The sequence below is a fragment of the Microcoleus sp. K1-B1 genome, assembly GCF_036704705.1.
GTDB lineage: Bacteria > Cyanobacteriota > Cyanobacteriia > Cyanobacteriales > Microcoleaceae > Microcoleus.
In genome coordinates, this window is sequence record NZ_JAUBSH010000129.1 from 1 (window position 1) to 17245 (window position 17245).

The following is a 17245-nucleotide window of genomic DNA, read 5'->3' on the forward strand; positions in this document are numbered from 1 at the left end:
TCCTGACCTAGTTTCCAAGTTGCACCCGGAGCACCTGCATTTGGATTTAGATCGTGATGAATGGTAAGTAGGATTTTCATGGGCTTACTTAGAGATAGATCTCTCCGTAAAAATTGTTTTTCAAGTTTGCAGCTTGTCTAATTCCATTGATTATCCCTGTAGAATCAGAGTTCAAGTTTAGGAGGGTGAGATGCCGAGCAACTGATCAAGTTTTGAGTAAACCGCTGAGTTGGAGTAATGATTTTTGAACGTCATAGCAACTTCCTCAGAAAGCTTTTGAGCGAGTTCGGGTTCCTTAAGTAGGCGTAGAATTTGATAGGCATAAACAGTTGGTTCGTCTGTGATCAAGGCATTTACGCCATCTATCAAGTTCAACCCGGAAGCACCCGTTGTAGTCGTCACAGTGGGAATTGCATAAGCCATTGCTTCTTGCAGTTTAACCTTGGTTCCAGAACCGTCTAGTAAAGGACAAATCACCAACCTCGATTTTAAGTACAGATCGGATAAGTCTGGAACATATCCCAGACAGTCAACATTCTGTTCTAAAGATGCGTCAATTTGAACACATTGGGTTACTGTGCCTGCAATCGCAAGCTTAGTATCTGGCTTCTCTTCAATAATTTCTGGAAAAATAGATGTGAGAAAAAAGTTGAGTCCATCTATATTAGGTTGGTATCTAGCGCCCACAAACACCAGATCGTACTTAAACTCTCTAGAGGAGTATGGACCTAGGCTGAGGGAATGGTTAGAATCTTCAACTAGATGTGGGATTAAGTGGATTTTTTGAGACGAAAGATGTGAGCTGATGAGCGCCATTTCGTGGTGAGAATTAGCTAGCACCGTATCAAACTTATTCAAGAGGTTAATTTCTCGATTCAAGTTAGATTCGTAGTCAAATTTTAGTCCTTTCAAATGAGATATATTTTTTCTTGCTATGCGAGCCTCACAGCAGAGGTCGTGCATATCAATCAAGGTTTTAGCTACAGAGGATTTGGAATCAATAACTAGATTAGCATACTCTAGGTAGTTAATCAATATGAAATTATATTTCTCGGTAGATACTAAAGTTTTAACAAACTCAATATATCCAGGGGGGGTGCAGTATCTAGAATCAACAGGTAGCTGCTCTCGTAAGATTTTTTGATAATAAAAGCTTTGACTTCTAGAATACAAAAAATCAACTAAGTTATGTTCGCCTTCGTAAACAAAGATTCTTTCGGCAAACTTGAGGACTTCTTGCTTTTGTTCGGAGTCCCAAAGCTTACTTCTAAATTCATTGCTAGCTACTACATCTACCGAAAAAAAGTCATTGCGCTCTTTGAAATAGTTTAATATTCCCACAATCCTACGCTTGGCACCATTATTAATAGGTTTGAGCGGAAAGGGAAGATGAATTAGAATTTTGGTTCTATCTTGGTTCATTGGTTTTACTGGTTAAACTGTAGCCCGTCCAGGGAATTTATTAAATTCAATACAAACCGTTTTAATTGGAGGTTAACTTATTCTTACTAGGTTGACAACTGTAGGTTGGTAGAATTAGCATAGTCTGGAGATAAATCGGCTTTCAGACAGGCTAAAAGCAAGTAAACTCAAAGTACAGCTTTGAAATAGTAGACTTGAATTTTTCGAGCTAGTACATTAAGTTGACTATAGTTCTACTTCTCGCACAGCAGTAGAATACGTGGTTCGGGGTAAGATGGCAGAGTATGGATGCTGCTAAACCATTTACTAAGGGTGTTCATAAAATTTTCAAGCGTATACCAAGAATGCCTTGGTGAGCGAAATCTAGCCAATTCTGGATCTTCGAGCGGAACGAATTCTACAAGCAACCAGCGCTTTGAGAACAGTGCAAACCCCTCTACAGTTTGCTCGAACTGTGGATGTTGCTCAAATACAATATGATGAACTAACCCCAAAGCCAGAACCATCTCGCATTGAAAGCGTTCAGTAGCAGCAACATATCGATAATTGGATAAACCATAAGCTGGAGTGGGTTGTGTAAAGTCCATGAGTAAGGGAAGAATCGGCAATTTTTTTTCATGAGCATCGTAATAAAGTTGTGTAACACACCCTATATCTTTATCAAAAGCTACTACTTGACTTCCTAAACTAGCAGCAAGCTTAGAATACGCTCCCGTATGGCAACCTATGTCTAGCACTGAGGAGGGGCCTAGCTCAGTGAGAGTTTTGTATACGCTTACCTGTTTGGCTGTCCATGTATCTTGGCATGATGACCAGGAGAAAGCTTCTGATTCTTCGGACAAGAGTGTTGTGAAGCAGGGTAAGCTAATGCTATGGACATCTTGCCTGATTTTCTCTAAAGATTTTAAGTAATAATTGTGTGTGATTTTTTCTAAAAACGAGGTCTGTGGGTGAGATTCTTGAGATTCTTGTAACTCGTTTAGTTCTTGTAATTCGTTTAATTCTTGTAACTCTTTTGGTTTTTTATTAAAAGACGATTGAATAAGCTTCACTTTTTCTCTGAGCACCTTAAGCTGTTCAGCAGGCAAAATTTCCATCAAACATAATTGTAAACGTGTAAGTAGTGGTGGCTTGGAAAGCCGTCTTGATAAACGCGAGGATCGGGTTAACAACAAAAGATCAGTCTTGAGAACGCCATCGTTATCAACCATAAGCAGTCTTGCAACCTTATCTTTTCCCTGAGACATGAGAAGCAGTGGGTAAAGGCAAACTTGAGAAAACTGAGCGTAGGCATCCCACCTAAAATAGTGCACATATTCATCAAAAGGTCTAATTGAACCTAAATCCACAAAAAACGGTTCGCAGCCATCAAATAATACGTTTCCTAGATGACCATCTTCTAAAGCAAAGCCACGTCGCGCCAGTTCTATACCAATATCTAAAAGAGTAAGGGCAGCGTCCTTAATCATTGCGGGACACCATTCAATAGAATATGACGTAAAAGGTATTGACCGATGACTCACTACCATGTCAAACTCGTTAACTTTTAAAGGGGTGAGTTCAGTCTCGATCAAAAGCCCTTGCTCTACCAGTCGTTGGATTACACCTTCTTGAAACAATTGTGTAAAAAATGGTGCTCGCTCAGAACCTATGCCACGATATAGTTGTCCGCTCGACTTAAAAAGTCTCATGTTATAATCGGCAATGGAGTGGGGATGAAAACTTATTTCATTAGAGAGAACTTCGGTCATGAGTTTAAATTACGATACTTAAGGGACTTCTTTAGCTTAATTTAGAGCTAAATATTTTGTGAATTCGACAAGATAGGTCTGTTAAGGTTGAACGAACTTTTTTAGAGAGTAGTGCGGGGAAGCGAAACTTTTCCTCTAGTTTCCACGAACCGAGTAAAAGCTTTTTTGCCTTCCCCCTGCTCCTAGCGCACAACTAATGGGTTATTGAGGCTAACCTAAACTGCACTCGTCGTATTTTTAGGACGTAATACTGACCTCATAGCGACGTACAATACATAAGTCAGCAACTTCAACGAAGAGAGAAATACCTTTAGGGAAGATGAACATAACAGAGCTTCTCTAATTTGATTCATTGCAGCACTAATGTCACCTAACTGAGTAAATTGTCTAGCAGAGGTTAAAGCATAAAGAGCATAATTTTTTGAGGCTGTTTTTGAGAGTCTATCTGCTTTGTTTTCCGGCAAGTAGTGCTTGACTATTGCAATAGCCTTACGCACATCTTGGATATTTTTTCCAGCGCGTATATTGCGTCCTGTAAGCGATGTTGAATGTTTACGACGGATTGCCAGCGGCTCAACTTCATACCAAACGGGGTATTGTGCAGCTATACGCACCCACATTTCCCAATCTTCACCCCAACAAGATATGCGACGATCAAATCCTCCGAGTTTTTCGTAAACCTCACGTCGCACGACAATGGATGGCGTTGAAATCCGTTGTATTTCAGCAATTCGCTCCAACCAATTACTCAAAATGCCACTTTTAACCTCTTGTAGTTGCTCAATATCTCGCCAGTGACCGTGTTCATCCATCTTGAGAGTGCGACAGAAAGCCGCACCAATTTCTGGTTTTTCATCAAAGGCTTTTTGTAGCTTACGATAGAAGCCATCTCGTACACAGTCATCACCATGAAGTAAATGCACCAACTTCCCACGAGAGCGCTGCAAGCAGGTTTCAAAATTTTTGATATAGCCGACATTTTCTGGCTGTCGATAGAAGCTAACACGCCCCTGTCCTAATTCCTTTACTACGGCGGCTGGGTCGTCCTGAGTGGAGCAATCGTCTACGACTTCAATCTGCATGAATTCTGGTCCTGGCGCTTGTGCTAATACGCTAGCTAGGGTCTCGCGTAGATAGCCAGCACAGTTATAAGTCGGGATCATCACTGACCACAAGGGACGCTCTACTTCTTCAGGCAGAGGTGCAATAGTTGCTCGAAAAGGGAGCTGCTCCATAACTTATTTCATTCCTTCTTATTGTTAGAGTGTTAGTTGGCATTAAGGCTGGGTGGATCTTCCAGTTGAGTATTTGTAGACTTAGCTTGATGCAATGTTGACAAAATCATGAAGTATATGATGCGAGGAAGTAACTTCATGAGGGCGAGAATTACTTTAGGTGAAGTAGAGCAGTTTAGCGCTTCTCTAACTTGACTCATGGCAGCACTAAAATCACCAAGTTTGGCAAAATTTCGAGAATGTCCAAGCGCATATAAGGCATAGTGTTGTAGTGCCATCTTTGATAGTTTATCTGCTGTTTGTTCTGGCAAGTAGCCTTTTACAATGTGAATAGCCATTCGTATATCCTGGATGTTTTTTCCAGTTCGTCTAGAATTACCTGTAAGAGATGCCAGGTGTTTACGATAAGTGGCTAAAGGTTCCACTTCATACCAAACTGGATATTGTGCAGCAATCCGCACCCACATTTCCCAATCCTCTCCCCAGCAAGTAAAGCGGGAATCAAAACCACCTAGCTTCTCATAAACCTCTCGTCGGACAACAATAGCAGGGGTTTCAATCCGTTGTCTAACAGCAATTAGTTCTAACCAATTTCTGAGAATACTACTCTCAGCTTGTTCCAAATCAGTAAAATTAAGCCAGTGTCCCTGCTCGTTCATTCTGATGATGCGACAGAAAGCAGCACCAATCTCTGGTTGTTCGTCAAATGCTTCCTGCAATTTTCGGTAAAAGCCAGCGCGTACACAATCATCACCATGTAGCAGATGAATGAGTTGACCTTGCGATCGCTGAAGGCAAGTATTGAAGTTTTGGATATAGCCAACGTTTTGGGGATGACGATAGAAGCCAACACGGCCTTTTCCCAATTCTTCAACTACTGCTTTTGGATCATCCTTAGTAGAACAATCATCAACCACTTCTATCTGCATCAAATCGGGACCTAGATCTTGAGCCAGCACACTCGCAAGGGTTTCGCGCAAATATTCGGCACAATTGTAGGTAGGGATCATCACCGACCATAGGGGTCGTGGGGTTCCCTGTGGAAAAGGGGGTATTGTTGTTCGAGAAGGATGTTGTTCAGGCATAACCATTGCACCTTATATAATATAAGTTGACTCCTCGTGGCTCTTTCATCTAAATAAGTTAACTCTTCTTTGGATTGCCTGTTTCATCACTATTGGTAATTTGCTCAATACTTCTTTAAGAGATACTGTTTCCGGATCAACTTCTTTTTTCATTTTTTCTATAGCCCGGAGATAAAATTGAGGATGTACAATTGATAAATGAGAATAGGGATTCTTATTTATTTTTATTTCTTGCTTGAGTGAAGGGCTAACTTCTAAATAACTCTTTTTTACAAACATCAAAATGTTTTGACGAAACCAAACAGCAACATTTTCGTTATTCCATATCTTGTGGCGAATGCAGTCAACTACTACAAAGCCTCGTTTTTCAAAGAGCTTTATCCAATAATCTTGCCACTGAGTATTTATATGGTTTTCTCCCCACTGGTAAGGAATTGCCGCAGAAAATAGAACGACTGAACCCAGATTGGTCAGCGAATCAATAAATACCTCGGCACAATTAGGAGGAAGATGTTCAGCAACTTCTAAAGATACAACCAAATCAAATTTTTCATCTAATGTTAGAGATTTGGTTAAATCAAAAGGCAAAAATTTTGTTTTAGGAATGACTAAACTACTTTCCTCCACATAATCTCCATCAATTCCGAGTATTTCCTCTACACCATTTTCTTGAAAAACTTTTAGCCAAGTTCCATCACCACATCCAATATCAATTACTCGTTGTGCTGGGATAATTTCTAAAACCAATGGAACAATATATTGGGCAGAGATTAAAGAATATTTTTGATTTGTATGGAAAAAATCCCTCGTATATTGATTCATTGTTCATTCCTATTTTTTAGTTCAATAAACTTGCTTTTTTACTCAAATGGGTGAAATAGAAATATTTTTTGGAGATACTGTTTTTACGGAAAGCCCATTTATTTACCTCTACTTATTAAGCGTTTGCTGCATTTGGTGATATTTCCAGAGATTGCCGCGCCGTTCGAGTAACTCTTGGTATTTTCCCTGCTCGACAATCCGCCCTTGTTCAAGCACCACCACCTTATCAGCTTTAGCAATTGTAGATAAGCGGTGGGCGATCGCAATTACGGTGCGTCCGACAGAAAGCTTTTCCAAGGAGTCCTGAATCAATCCCTCAGATACGGAATCTAAAGCGCTGGTTGCCTCGTCTAGAATTAAAATGTCTGGATTACGCAACAAAGCACGAGCGATCGCAATCCGCTGACGTTGACCTCCCGACAGCCGCACCCCCCTGTCTCCTAGTTGAGTGTCAAAGCCTTCAGGCATCTGTTGGATAAATTCCAAGGCATTGGCTTGTCGGGCTGCTTCTTCAATTGCCGCTTGAGTTGCCATTTCTGTACCGTATGCAATATTGTTTCGGACAGAAGTATTAAAAATGAACGTATCCTGACTCACCACCGCTAGCTTTCGGCGCAGCGAGTTGATATCAAACTGCCGCAGATCGATCCCATCGATGAGAACTTCACCCTCTGTGGGGTCGTAGAATCGCGGAATCAGGTCAGCTAGAGTTGTTTTGCCAGCACCAGAGGCTCCAACCAGTGCCGTCATCTGTCCTCGCTCAATTGTTAGCCTAATGTTATTTAAAACCCAATTACTGGCATCGTAGGCAAAATCCACCGATACTAAGTCGATTGAGCGCTTTAAGCCGATAAACTCCCTATCACCATTTTTAAAATATTTTTTATTATCAGTTCTTAAAAGTTCCTTAACGTTTTCTACCGCACCTTGCAAACCGACAATACTCGCCCATGCTCCATTGATCTCCTGGAGAATTGGCACTATGCGAAATAATACAAAGAAAAATGTCAGCAATGACCCTATTTGTAGCGCTCCCTTGGTTACAAAAACCGCGAAAGCTGTAGCAATCATACCAATAAGAATTGTGGTTCCTAAACCTTCTGCCAGAGGTTTGATGATTGCCGAGCGTCGTACAATTTTAATAGAGGTATTGACGAGGTTAGAAGTAGCATTATAGTAACGCTTACGCTCAAAATCTTGAGTAGCAAATGCCTGAACTGTACGAATACCGTTAATAAATTCAATAGCTGTTGATGTGAACTGACCGCTAGCTGATGAAATTTCAAAGCTCGCCTCTCGCACTTTGCCATTCAACGTTGATAAGCATACTATCAAAAGACTGAATAGCATCACGGATATTATGGAAAGTTGCCACGACAGCACAACCATTGACGCTAGGTAGATTATGATGGTTAGGATTCTAGTGAATAAGAAAGCTGCTCCATTAAAAGCGTACTTAATCCTCTCAATTTCAGTCGTGAGGGTATTGATCAGTTCGCCAGACTTTACCTTCGCAAAGTAACTCAGACTCAAAGCCTGAAGTTGTTCAAAAATCTGTATACGGAGCCGCTCCAGCAGACTCAGTTGAGTAAGCTCAATGTAAACCTGTGATAAGTAATTAAAAGTTGAACGTATCCAACTGCTTAGCAGAATCAGAGCCGATATCCGATAAAGCCGACTACTTGCGGATGTATTGACTCCCAGAACCCAAATATCAATCCAACCGATTCCTGTCTGAATAGGCTTTGCATCAGGGCTGGTCAAGCTTTGTAAAAAGGAAAGTAAAAAACCAATGCTAACCCCCTCGAAAGTGGCAGCTAGAAACGAGAATACTAATGCTAAAATTGCAATTTTACGAAAGTGATTGAACTCTCGTAGTATCAGGTAGTTCTCTTTCCACAATTTTGTAGTCTTCAGCAGACTGCGAACTGGAGCCGGAAGTTGAAAGGACATGAGTTTTTCTAGGGAGTAGTGTCAATCTGCATATCTTGAGCGTTAACCCTAAGTTCCATGCTGGGAAAAATCTGGAGAAGCTGGTTGATTAACGCGATTTTTTAAAAATCTGATGAGCATTTGCATTATACCTTTGAGTTGACTTCGCTTAAGTCAGTAATGCTTTCAGGTAGATGTCCTCCCTCTTATATAATTCCCGATATAGAATTAAGATTGGCGAAAAAATCAAGATTTTTGTAGGAGAGTTTGCGAAGCAAAGCCTTAGCCCAGCATTACTTCTACAAACTTTGCATAGAGTGTAGAAGCTTTTTAAATTTAGTATCGGCATTGCTGTGAAACTCCATCAAACTTATTTGAATTATTGCCCTGAATCTGAGCTTCGGTCATTTCCAATAGCGTAATCAACTGTGGTTAATCTTCCCAGATAAACCGCGCAGCTTCCGCTAGAGTCAAAGGATGTGAATCCATCAAGCTAATCTCACCCCGTAGCACATTCAACAACTGCGGTAACTTATCCACGTTGTACTTGCACATCAAACGGACTAACCATGCACTGCGAATATCATCATTAACTACGGTGGTGCGAAACTTAAGAAGCTGGAAGAGTTTGCCTCGTGACCCAATGTGCCATTGCCTAGAGAAAATCGCTCCTGGTGAATAAATGTAGATCAATATAGCTGTTGCCAGCATAACTGGACTCTGCACTATCAGCAATAGGAAGGCCAAAATCCAGTAAATCAGTTGCTTGAGCTGCTGGCGAAACTGGCTTTGCCTTCTAGTCATTCGAGACAGTTTTTGGGCGACGCTTCCCCGTATAAATATGGGTTTATTGGCTTTCTCACACGCATCTGCCCAGCGATTTAGCACTGCCTCACCTAAATTTAGGTCGAGGCGAACCAGCCGTACTGGAGATTGTTTCAAACACTCTACTACCTGTTGCTCACTCTCAAAGGCAGATATGTAGGGCTGTTTGTCCTGGTTTCCGAGACTGACGAACAACTGTCGCTGCCGCCACTTAAGAATGCAGTGAGGTAAGTAATTGTTTGAATGCTGTTGCTCTACAGAATAGTAGATATTTAAATCGGAAACTGTTGAGTTGACCATAGGTTTTGAATTACAGGCTAATTTTACTAATTTTTCTAGTTAGAGTAAAATATTGTTGCAGTCTGTAACTGCCGACACAAATTACTCAGTACAATTACTGTCTTATGGTTATAACACACGTTAAGAGTAAGTTAACTGATTTTACAAAAAAATATATTATTTTAGAGGTATTGACAAAATAAAGTATTCATGGAATAAGTGAAAGCTAAGGAATAAGTGATACCCAATCCGGGCTAGTTACCTCGTTTATGATGGTCGAAAGAAACTTCGCCCACAGAGTTCGATCGCCCGCTACAGCAGATTGCAGATTGAGGAAGTACACCCCATATCCCTAGAACACCGTAGAAACACGGACGGTACTGCCGTGTTTTTACAAAAGCTTTCTATGTACCTTAGTTACCTGAAAAGTGCTGTATGTTAATGCCTGATGGGAATCCGGGGTCTCTCTAACCCTCAAAACTGGTTGATGAAAGTGAGGCGACACGTTACGAGCTCACTAGGTATTGGCGGGCTCACGACATAAGTAGATGAGTGGGAAAAGAAGTAGGTAGGCGCAAATAAACCAGTTAATGTAAAAGAATGTAAAGCGAGTACCCTCTGCGATTGCTTCGCTTCACTTGCTTTCGCTCGGTGCGGACATACTTATGCAGAACTTACGCACTCAAGGGCGTTAATTAATAGTGGTATAAAAGTAATGATGGCGATGGAGCTCGCCGAAACCGCCCTTCGTTATTAATAATCTTGATAACGTTTAAAAGGCTGATGGCTCCTACTGTTCCGACTTGTGGCGGAAGGGTAGGAGGGTGCGGATGCCTCGATCGATCTTTCCCCTACAAGTCACGTTCATCCATTCAGCTTCAAGGTGGCGTGATGTTAGAAAGTATAATCTGGATTTTATTAATGGGCTTTTTTGTCGGGCAGATTGCTCGACGGCTGAAAGCTCCAGCACTGGTAGGTATGGTGCTGGTGGGCATTTTATTAGGCCCGCAACTGGGGAATGTCATTAGCCCAGAGGTTTTGGGCGCAGCGAATTCCCTTCGCACCATTGCTGTGATGGTGATTTTGATGAAGGCGGGGTTAGGACTCGATCGCGAAAAGCTATCCCAACAGGGAACCGTGGCACTGCGATTAGGCTTTCTGCCTGCAGCTTGCGAGGCTATCGCCATTGCTGTCGCTGCGATGTGGCTACTTCAGTTTGATTTTTTGACGGGGCTACTGCTAGGCTGCATCATTGGGGCGGAATCTCCAGCAGTAATTGTTCCCGGAATGCTGCGGTTAAAAAGTTTAGGTTGGGGAGTAAAAAAAGGAATTCCCGATGCGATTCTGACGGGAAGTGCCTTGTCAGATGTATTGCTGTTGCTGGTGTTTAGCCTACTGCTAGCATTTCTGTCCCAAGGGAAAGCTAGAGCCATTACCTTACTGGGAGGAATCACCCTCAGCCCTCTGCAATTGCTGCCCTTTCAAATCATCATCCAAATTACCTTGGGGGTGCTGTTGGGATGGGTGACTGCTCGAATTTTGGTGTCACTATTAGTCAAGCAAAACTGGACTCAAACTGCGGTTCAGGACTCCCTAGTGGCTGCTGGCTTTGCCCTAGGGCTGGTAGTATCAGCCGAACATATTCCGGTTTTCTCTGGCTATTTGGCTGTGATGGCGGCGGGGTTTTTCCTGATAGAGTTGGATGCGCCTTTAGCACGAAGATTGCGGGGTGGCTTTGACAGTTTGTGGACGATCGCGGAAATTATTTTGTTTGTGCTGCTGGGAGCCAGTATTCAACTTAATGTATTAGGCAATACGTTACTCGTTGGTTTGCTGGTGTTGGCGATCGGGACTCTGATTGGGCGATCGCTCGGTTGGTATCTTTCCACTTTAGGTAGTAATTGGACTGGGAAAGAACGGCTGTTTCTGCTAGCAGGAAATTCGGCTAAGGCCACGGTACAGGCGGCAATTGGGGCAATTCCCCTAGCTCAGGGCATTGCTGGTGGCGAGACGATTTTGGCGATCGCAGCCCTCTCAATTTTAGTAACCGCTCCCTTGGGTGCATGGGCAATTCCCACTTTTGCTCCCAAACTATTAGAAAAAGGCGAAGTTGACCCGACCAAAGTAGCGATTTCCGGCCGTCCAGTTTTTCTCGCCGCAGTAGACACTTCCCCCTTAACAACAGATGTTTTAACTAAGGCCGCAGACTTAGCTCGGCGCAGTGATGGGGATGTGATTGTTTTGTATGTGGATAATCTGGGAGATAAAAAAGTGAGCACCCAATTACAAGAACAAGCACAACGAATCTTATCAGATATTCGCTATGAGTTCTTGAGTCTTTCTGGCACTGTGACTGAAGAGATTGTCCGCGTGGCGCAAGCTCGGCAAGTAACAGATATTGTGATCGGGAAACGAGGGCATCAACCTTGGGAAGAAGTGCTAGTAGGTTCGGTTTCTCAAGCCGTCTTAGAAAGCAGTCCTATTCCTGTCATCTTGGTGGAATCTAGTTACAAGTAATACCAAATATGGGTTTTATATCCCCTTGATCCTCTTCTCCCCTCTCTGCGTCCTCTGCGCCCTCTGCAGTTCATAATCAAGGCGCTATTTAACGCAAATTTAGGCTCGTTCGCAGCGAGCCTAAATTTATCCAAAAGAATTGTTTATTATAAAACCTCTCCTTCAATTTGAGCAGTTCACAGTCATTCCGCAACTCAGCAAGTGGTTCATTGTCAGTTTAGGCAGACCAAGCTTCGCGAAAGTCAGCATAGAGGGTCAATCCACCATCAATATAGAGCGTTTGTCCCGTAATGTAAGCCGCTTCATCTGATGCGAGAAAGGCAACAGATGCCGCCATTTCCTCCGATGTGCCTGCCCGTCCCATGGGGATATGGCTTTCCACTACTGCCTTTTGTTCTGGATTGTCAGTCCAGCTTTCATTAATCGGTGTAATCGTCGCACCGGGCGCAATAGCATTGACACGGATGCCTCGATTTGCGTATTCCAACGCTAGGGTTTTAGTCAGATTTCCCATGCCACCTTTGCTGATGGAATAGCTGATATACATCGGGCGAGGAATGATTTCATGCACACTCGAAATATTGATAATCACGCCAGGGCGTTGCTCACTCAATAGGTGCTTAATGGTTTCCCGCGCACAGAGATATGCACCTCGCAAATTCACGGCAATCACGCGATCGAATTCATCGGTTGGCACTTCATGGGATGCGCTTTCTGTTTGAATCCCAGCATTATTAATCAGGATATCCAGACTACCAAATTTATCAATAACAGTATTCACCATACGAAGGATGTCGTCTTCTTTGGACACATCTCCCTGAACTAATAGCGTTTCAACCCCGCATTCCGATGCTTGTCCACAGGCTTTTTGCAGAGCTATTTCTTCAGTATCTTCTGCCTCTTCTAAGCTTTTGCGATAGTTAACGGCAATGTTGCAACCTTCTTGGGCGAGACGAATGGCGATTGCCTGCCCAATGCCTGAACTCGCTCCAGTAATGAGTGCGTTTTTTCCCTTTAAACCTTTCATAATTTCTCTCCCAGAGATTCACAACAAAATATCTTAACCGAAACCTCAAGCCAACTAAGTTCAACATCAACCAGAAGGTTGTTCTGTCTTTTCGCCACGCATTTCATCAATATCCAGGAGGCCGATCACCACGCCCGCGATTAGGAGGGAGAATCTCATCTTTGTAAAAACACTTATTCTGGCTCCTTCCTTCATCCTCTTTCCCCGCAGCAAGAGAGCCTCAAAACTCCTGCCTCAAAACTCCAATTTCTAGCTGGGCTGCTTTCATTGAGATGCTTCCAGTGCTATATACCTTATTGATTTGATTTATGCTGACCTAATTATTGAAGTTTCCCCGCAATTAGACCAACAAGCACAATCAGACCTAATGCTCTACGAAAGTAATTAACGCCTTGAAATAATTCTTCCCAAGCCCAAGTAAACAAAGAGCCAAAGGCTACTAGCTCCAACCCTAGATTAATTTTACCTGTTGTAACAAGGAGCGTTAATAAACTAGCTACAATCCCGACACTCAGTGGTAGATTTGGCATCTGAGCTATAACAATTTTGCCTTCGCTGTCGCGGAATGTGCGATCGAACAATGTGTTTTCCATGAGTTTATCGTGTCAATGTAATAAATAGAACCAGGTTAACATTCAATACTGCGCGTCTTTTTGGGAACGATACTACAAACTTTAGAGGGCAAGGATCATAAAAAAGTCGAATTAAATGCAAGTCAGGAGTGGAGATGACATTGATTTAATTATCCACACTGTCTCAAAATCATAGAAAATTAGTCATTGGGCCATAGACAAACTGTCGGCACTATTGAACAGTGAAATATGGGATTTATCTTGAACCAAGTTTTTTGTGATTCCCTGTCATGAATTTATTCGGCTTGTTTTTCCGATCATTTTAAAAATCTTTTATTTGAGTGGTTAGAGGGCATTATTATAGTAAATTTCCCAAAATAAAAAATCATCTCTCGCTTGGAAGAGTTTAGACTAAAAGGTTATCTATAATTGGACAGACATCATCATTTCTCTACTATCGCATCGAGAGCGATCGACTTCATGCTCAAATCCAAGGTTAGCAATTCACAGGGCTAAACCTTTTCGTCAAGCAGGCTTGAACCTTGGCAGTGCAGTAATTTCTGTTTGCAGAGCTTGAATTAATTGTGTAGCTGCTCTTTCTGCTCGATCGCTCTCAGCATCCCGACGCACAAAAAATGTTGCCAGCGTTGCTGTCAAATAACCACATAGCGCGATCGCACACAACGCCAGCAAAAAACAAAGCACCCGCCCTTGGGGCAGGGCGGTTTCATTCTCAGGAAAATCGCGATTTTGACTCTTGTAGTGCCAAGAATGCCTACCCCCCCACAGACGATTTCACAGGCGTTTCAGACATGGGGGCAACCACGGGGGATTGCCCCTAGGTCGAATGAAACAGCCCTGCCCCAGGAGGCACAATATTCATCAATAAAATTGATGGTGGGTCGAGATGGGCGGGCTTCATCCATAGACAGCAACTGAGTTTGGGTCGTTTTCGGTTATTATCCTTCCATCAGAGTGAGAAAAGAGCAATAAATTGCCTATTGAAATTGTCGAAAGGGTTGTGGGGTATGAGGTGTATGGTGTAGGCGTATGCAAATTAAATTCCTATTAACTTATGCTAGGTATCAATGTCGGGAGAAGTCACTATGCTTGGTAAATCAAGGATGCCCTTATCCCCTGGACTTTTCAGGAATATTTCCCTACAAATAATGCTAATTGTTCCCTTTGTTGTCCAAACAGTTGGAGCAGTAGCTGTTGTGGGTTATCTTTCCTATAGAAACGGTCAAAAAGCAGTCAATGATGTAGCGACTCAGTTGCGGAATGATATTAGCGAGCGGATCAAGGAAAATCTAACTTATCTGGTTGCTATTCCCTTTCAATCCTTTGAAAACTATGATGCAGCCCTGAGCCAAAACCGCATCGATCTTAATAATGGGAGAGATGTAGAGAAGTTTCTATGGCGACAAATCCCCGCCTTTCCCCATGTTGCTGCCACAGTTTTTGTTACCGCCAATCAGGAGCTTTTTGGTGCTGAGCGGCAGGATGATGGCGCGATCGTCATCCGTGCTTCGGAGGTAGAAAATAATCACACTTTGACTACCTATACCACCAGTCCAACAGGGGAACGCCGGGAAATTACCAACGTCGGGAAACCTAACTTTGACCCCCGCAAACGCCCCTACTATAAAATTCCAGTCGAGCAAAAGCAAGCTTTTTGGGGAACAGTGTATCCCCACATTACAGGTAAAGCCCTATACATTGCGGCTGGCAAACCCATATATACCAAGACTGGAGATCTCCAAGGAGTGTGGATGACAAACTTAAATTTGGTAATGTTTGGGGATTTTTTAAGCAAACTCAAAATCGGTAAAACTGGGCAAAGTTTTATTCTGGAACGTTCTGGAGAAATGATTGCCACCTCTACAGGGGAAAAGCCCTTTCAATATTACCCAGACAAGGTTGTCCAACTGCCAGAGCAACGAGTTGAACGACTCAAGGTTGTCAATAGTAGCAATGCCATCACCCAAAAAGCGAGTCAAGCTTTGCTAGAGCAGTTTCATGATTTTCAAAATATCCAAGCATCTCATCAACTGAATTTTACCGTCGATGGTAAAAATTATTTTGTCCAAGCTGATCCTTTTCGAGATAGTAAAGGTATTGACTGGTTGGTGGTGGTGACTATTCCAGAAGCAGATTTTATGGAGCAGATTAATGCCAATACTCAGACTACAATCCTGCTCTGTTTAGCAACTTTGATTTTGGCAATTTGGGTGGGTATCCTGACCGCTCGCCGGATTATCCATCCTGTGGAGCGGATCACCACTGCTTCGGAAGCGATCGCTGGGGGAAATCTCAACCAACAAGTGGAGGTTAGTTCCATCGTTGAACTTGGCAAATTAGCCAACGTTTTTAACGGCATGACCAGACAACTGAAGGATTCTCTAGATGCTATCCATTTGGCAAATGAAGAGTTGGAAGAGAGAGTGGAGCAAAGAACTGGAGAACTGCGCCAAGAGAAAGAAAGGTCAGAACAATTACTTTTGAATATCTTACCTGCCGAAATTGCCGATCGCCTCATGCGGACTAATGAATCCCCTGCTGAACATTTTGAAGAAGCCACGATTTTGTTTGCGGATATTGTAGGTTTTACTACTATCTCGGCACGGATAGAGCCGATGCAATTGGTAGCAGGTTTGAACCAAATTTTCTCTGCCTTCGATCAACTCACTGCAAAGTATGGCTTAGAGAAAATTAAAACCATTGGGGATGCCTACATGGTAGTTGGTGGTTTACCCGTTTCTCGAACGGATCATGCCGAAGCGATCGCCAATATGGCATTGGATATGAAAGCCTATATGCAAGAGGTGGAGAATATTTTTGGGGAATCTCTACAAATTCGGATCGGGATTAATACGGGTCCTGTAATTGCCGGAGTAATTGGGATTAAGAAATTTATCTATGACCTCTGGGGTGATGCGGTGAATATCGCCTCAAGGATGGAATCCCACGGCAAACCGGGATACATTCAAGTCACCGATGCGACTTATCTCCAATTACAGGATAAATACTTACTAGAGCCAAGGGGTACGATCGATGTCAAGGGAAGAGGAGAAATTATGACTTATTGGCTTTTGGGTCGGCGGGAGGAATATTAGCCACTAGCAGTCGCCATATCTAACACCATTGCGGCTCCTACTAAGGTAACGAGAGTGCTACGCGATCGCTATCACATTACGCAAGAGGAGCAAACCGCTTTAAAAACAGAGCAGGCACAATGACTGGAAGCCCTGCACCGATACAAATGAGAGCTTGGATAAAACTAAGCGGTTGGGTAGCAAATAGCGGGTTTATGAAAGTCAACTGGCTAAAGAAAACTTGAAATATAAACACACAAGCCACACCGATAGCAGGAATATAAGCAATTTCTTGAGTGCGATCTTTTAAATACGCAAACAGAGATGGAATACATTGGCTAATACTCAACAAGTAAAAGGTTTCTGCGGAAACGAGGGTATGGACTGCTATTGTCCGAGCCAAATTGATATTACCTGTGGCTTGCGAAGCCCATTCAAAAATTCCAAGTACAGCAATGAGATTGAAGATTGAAATAATCAGGATGCGCCACAGCAATTTTTTCGTTAACAGGGGTTCATTGGGACGGCGGGGCGCTCGCTGCATAGTCTCAGCCGATTTGGGCTCAAACGCTAGAGTGGCACTAAGGGCGACGGAACTCACCATATTCACCAAAAAATTGGGTTTGAAGCCCCGTCTTTCTAGGACGGCTTTAATTATAAAACTTTGTTAAAAGATCTAATAA

13 protein-coding genes and 1 riboswitch are annotated in these 17245 nt (G+C 42.7%); of the genes, 2 read left to right on the plus strand and 11 right to left on the minus strand.

The window, feature by feature from the left end; all coding sequences use genetic code 11:
* Positions 1 to 177 precede the first annotated feature (177 nt).
* From QUA83_RS28110 to hepC, 7 genes are all read right to left on the minus strand, one after another.
* Positions 178 to 1422, minus strand: a complete 1245-nt coding sequence (locus QUA83_RS28110; protein ID WP_333297338.1) for a glycosyltransferase family 4 protein — start codon at positions 1420 to 1422, stop codon at positions 178 to 180.
* A 233-nt stretch (positions 1423 to 1655) separates the two neighbouring features.
* Complete coding sequence (locus tag QUA83_RS28115; protein WP_333297339.1) at positions 1656 to 3173, minus strand: hypothetical protein; 1518 nt, start codon at positions 3171 to 3173, stop codon at positions 1656 to 1658.
* 215 nt (positions 3174 to 3388) lie between these two features.
* Complete coding sequence (locus tag QUA83_RS28120) at positions 3389 to 4408, minus strand: glycosyltransferase (protein ID WP_333297342.1); 1020 nt, start codon at positions 4406 to 4408, stop codon at positions 3389 to 3391.
* Between the two features lie 32 nt (positions 4409 to 4440).
* Complete coding sequence (locus QUA83_RS28125) at positions 4441 to 5493, minus strand: glycosyltransferase family A protein (protein WP_333297343.1); 1053 nt, start codon at positions 5491 to 5493, stop codon at positions 4441 to 4443.
* Between the two features lie 45 nt (positions 5494 to 5538).
* Positions 5539 to 6315, minus strand: coding sequence for a class I SAM-dependent methyltransferase (locus QUA83_RS28130; RefSeq protein WP_333297345.1), 777 nt, complete (start codon positions 6313 to 6315; stop codon positions 5539 to 5541).
* 108 nt (positions 6316 to 6423) lie between these two features.
* The gene (gene hepA, locus QUA83_RS28135; protein WP_333297348.1) at positions 6424 to 8268 is read right to left on the minus strand and encodes a heterocyst formation ABC transporter subunit HepA; all 1845 of its coding nucleotides are present in this window, start codon (positions 8266 to 8268) and stop codon (positions 6424 to 6426) included.
* Positions 8269 to 8679: 411 nt separating this feature from the next.
* Positions 8680 to 9372, minus strand: coding sequence for a heterocyst development glycosyltransferase HepC (gene hepC / locus QUA83_RS28140; protein WP_333297350.1), 693 nt, complete (start codon positions 9370 to 9372; stop codon positions 8680 to 8682).
* 690 nt (positions 9373 to 10062) lie between these two features.
* Positions 10063 to 10151, plus strand: a riboswitch (Fluoride riboswitch).
* 91 nt (positions 10152 to 10242) lie between these two features.
* Here hepC and QUA83_RS28145 point away from each other — a divergent pair.
* On the plus strand, positions 10243 to 11868 hold the full coding sequence (locus tag QUA83_RS28145) for a cation:proton antiporter (RefSeq protein WP_333297362.1): 1626 nt from the start codon (positions 10243 to 10245) through the stop codon (positions 11866 to 11868).
* Positions 11869 to 12085: 217 nt separating this feature from the next.
* On the opposite strand, the gene QUA83_RS28150 is transcribed toward QUA83_RS28145, so the two are convergent.
* The 3 genes from QUA83_RS28150 to QUA83_RS28160 form a co-directional block, all read right to left on the minus strand.
* Entirely contained in the window at positions 12086 to 12895 is an 810-nt protein-coding gene (locus QUA83_RS28150) for a glucose 1-dehydrogenase (protein ID WP_333297351.1), read from the minus strand.
* 320 nt (positions 12896 to 13215) lie between these two features.
* On the minus strand, positions 13216 to 13488 hold the full coding sequence (locus QUA83_RS28155) for a hypothetical protein (protein WP_333297354.1): 273 nt from the start codon (positions 13486 to 13488) through the stop codon (positions 13216 to 13218).
* A gap of 504 nt (positions 13489 to 13992) precedes the next feature.
* Positions 13993 to 14172 carry a hypothetical protein gene (locus tag QUA83_RS28160; RefSeq protein ID WP_333297355.1) on the minus strand — a complete coding sequence of 60 codons (180 nt, stop codon included), beginning with the start codon at positions 14170 to 14172 and terminating at the stop codon, positions 13993 to 13995.
* Positions 14173 to 14591: 419 nt separating this feature from the next.
* Here QUA83_RS28160 and QUA83_RS28165 point away from each other — a divergent pair, with 419 nt between their 5' ends.
* Positions 14592 to 16583 carry an adenylate/guanylate cyclase domain-containing protein gene (locus tag QUA83_RS28165; protein ID WP_333297357.1) on the plus strand — a complete coding sequence of 664 codons (1992 nt, stop codon included), beginning with the start codon at positions 14592 to 14594 and terminating at the stop codon, positions 16581 to 16583.
* Positions 16584 to 16659: 76 nt separating this feature from the next.
* Here the strand turns inward: QUA83_RS28165 and QUA83_RS28170 are convergent, their stop codons facing one another.
* A complete protein-coding gene (locus QUA83_RS28170; RefSeq protein WP_333297360.1) occupies positions 16660 to 17166 on the minus strand; it encodes a cation transporting ATPase C-terminal domain-containing protein in 507 nt (168 codons plus the stop codon).
* Between the last annotated feature and the right edge of the window lie 79 nt (positions 17167 to 17245).

Coding starts and splice junctions, on each gene's coding strand:
- QUA83_RS28110 (WP_333297338.1), bottom strand. CDS start 1,422: ATGAACCAAGATAGAACCAAAATTCTAATTCATCTTCCCTTTCCGCTC.
- QUA83_RS28115 (WP_333297339.1), bottom strand. CDS start 3,173: ATGACCGAAGTTCTCTCTAATGAAATAAGTTTTCATCCCCACTCCATT.
- QUA83_RS28120 (WP_333297342.1), bottom strand. CDS start 4,408: ATGGAGCAGCTCCCTTTTCGAGCAACTATTGCACCTCTGCCTGAAGAA.
- QUA83_RS28125 (WP_333297343.1), bottom strand. CDS start 5,493: ATGCCTGAACAACATCCTTCTCGAACAACAATACCCCCTTTTCCACAG.
- QUA83_RS28130 (WP_333297345.1), bottom strand. CDS start 6,315: ATGAATCAATATACGAGGGATTTTTTCCATACAAATCAAAAATATTCT.
- hepA (WP_333297348.1), bottom strand. CDS start 8,268: ATGTCCTTTCAACTTCCGGCTCCAGTTCGCAGTCTGCTGAAGACTACA.
- hepC (WP_333297350.1), bottom strand. CDS start 9,372: ATGGTCAACTCAACAGTTTCCGATTTAAATATCTACTATTCTGTAGAG.
- QUA83_RS28145 (WP_333297362.1), top strand. CDS start 10,243: ATGTTAGAAAGTATAATCTGGATTTTATTAATGGGCTTTTTTGTCGGG.
- QUA83_RS28150 (WP_333297351.1), bottom strand. CDS start 12,895: ATGAAAGGTTTAAAGGGAAAAAACGCACTCATTACTGGAGCGAGTTCA.
- QUA83_RS28155 (WP_333297354.1), bottom strand. CDS start 13,488: ATGGAAAACACATTGTTCGATCGCACATTCCGCGACAGCGAAGGCAAA.
- QUA83_RS28165 (WP_333297357.1), top strand. CDS start 14,592: ATGCCCTTATCCCCTGGACTTTTCAGGAATATTTCCCTACAAATAATG.
- QUA83_RS28170 (WP_333297360.1), bottom strand. CDS start 17,166: ATGGTGAGTTCCGTCGCCCTTAGTGCCACTCTAGCGTTTGAGCCCAAA.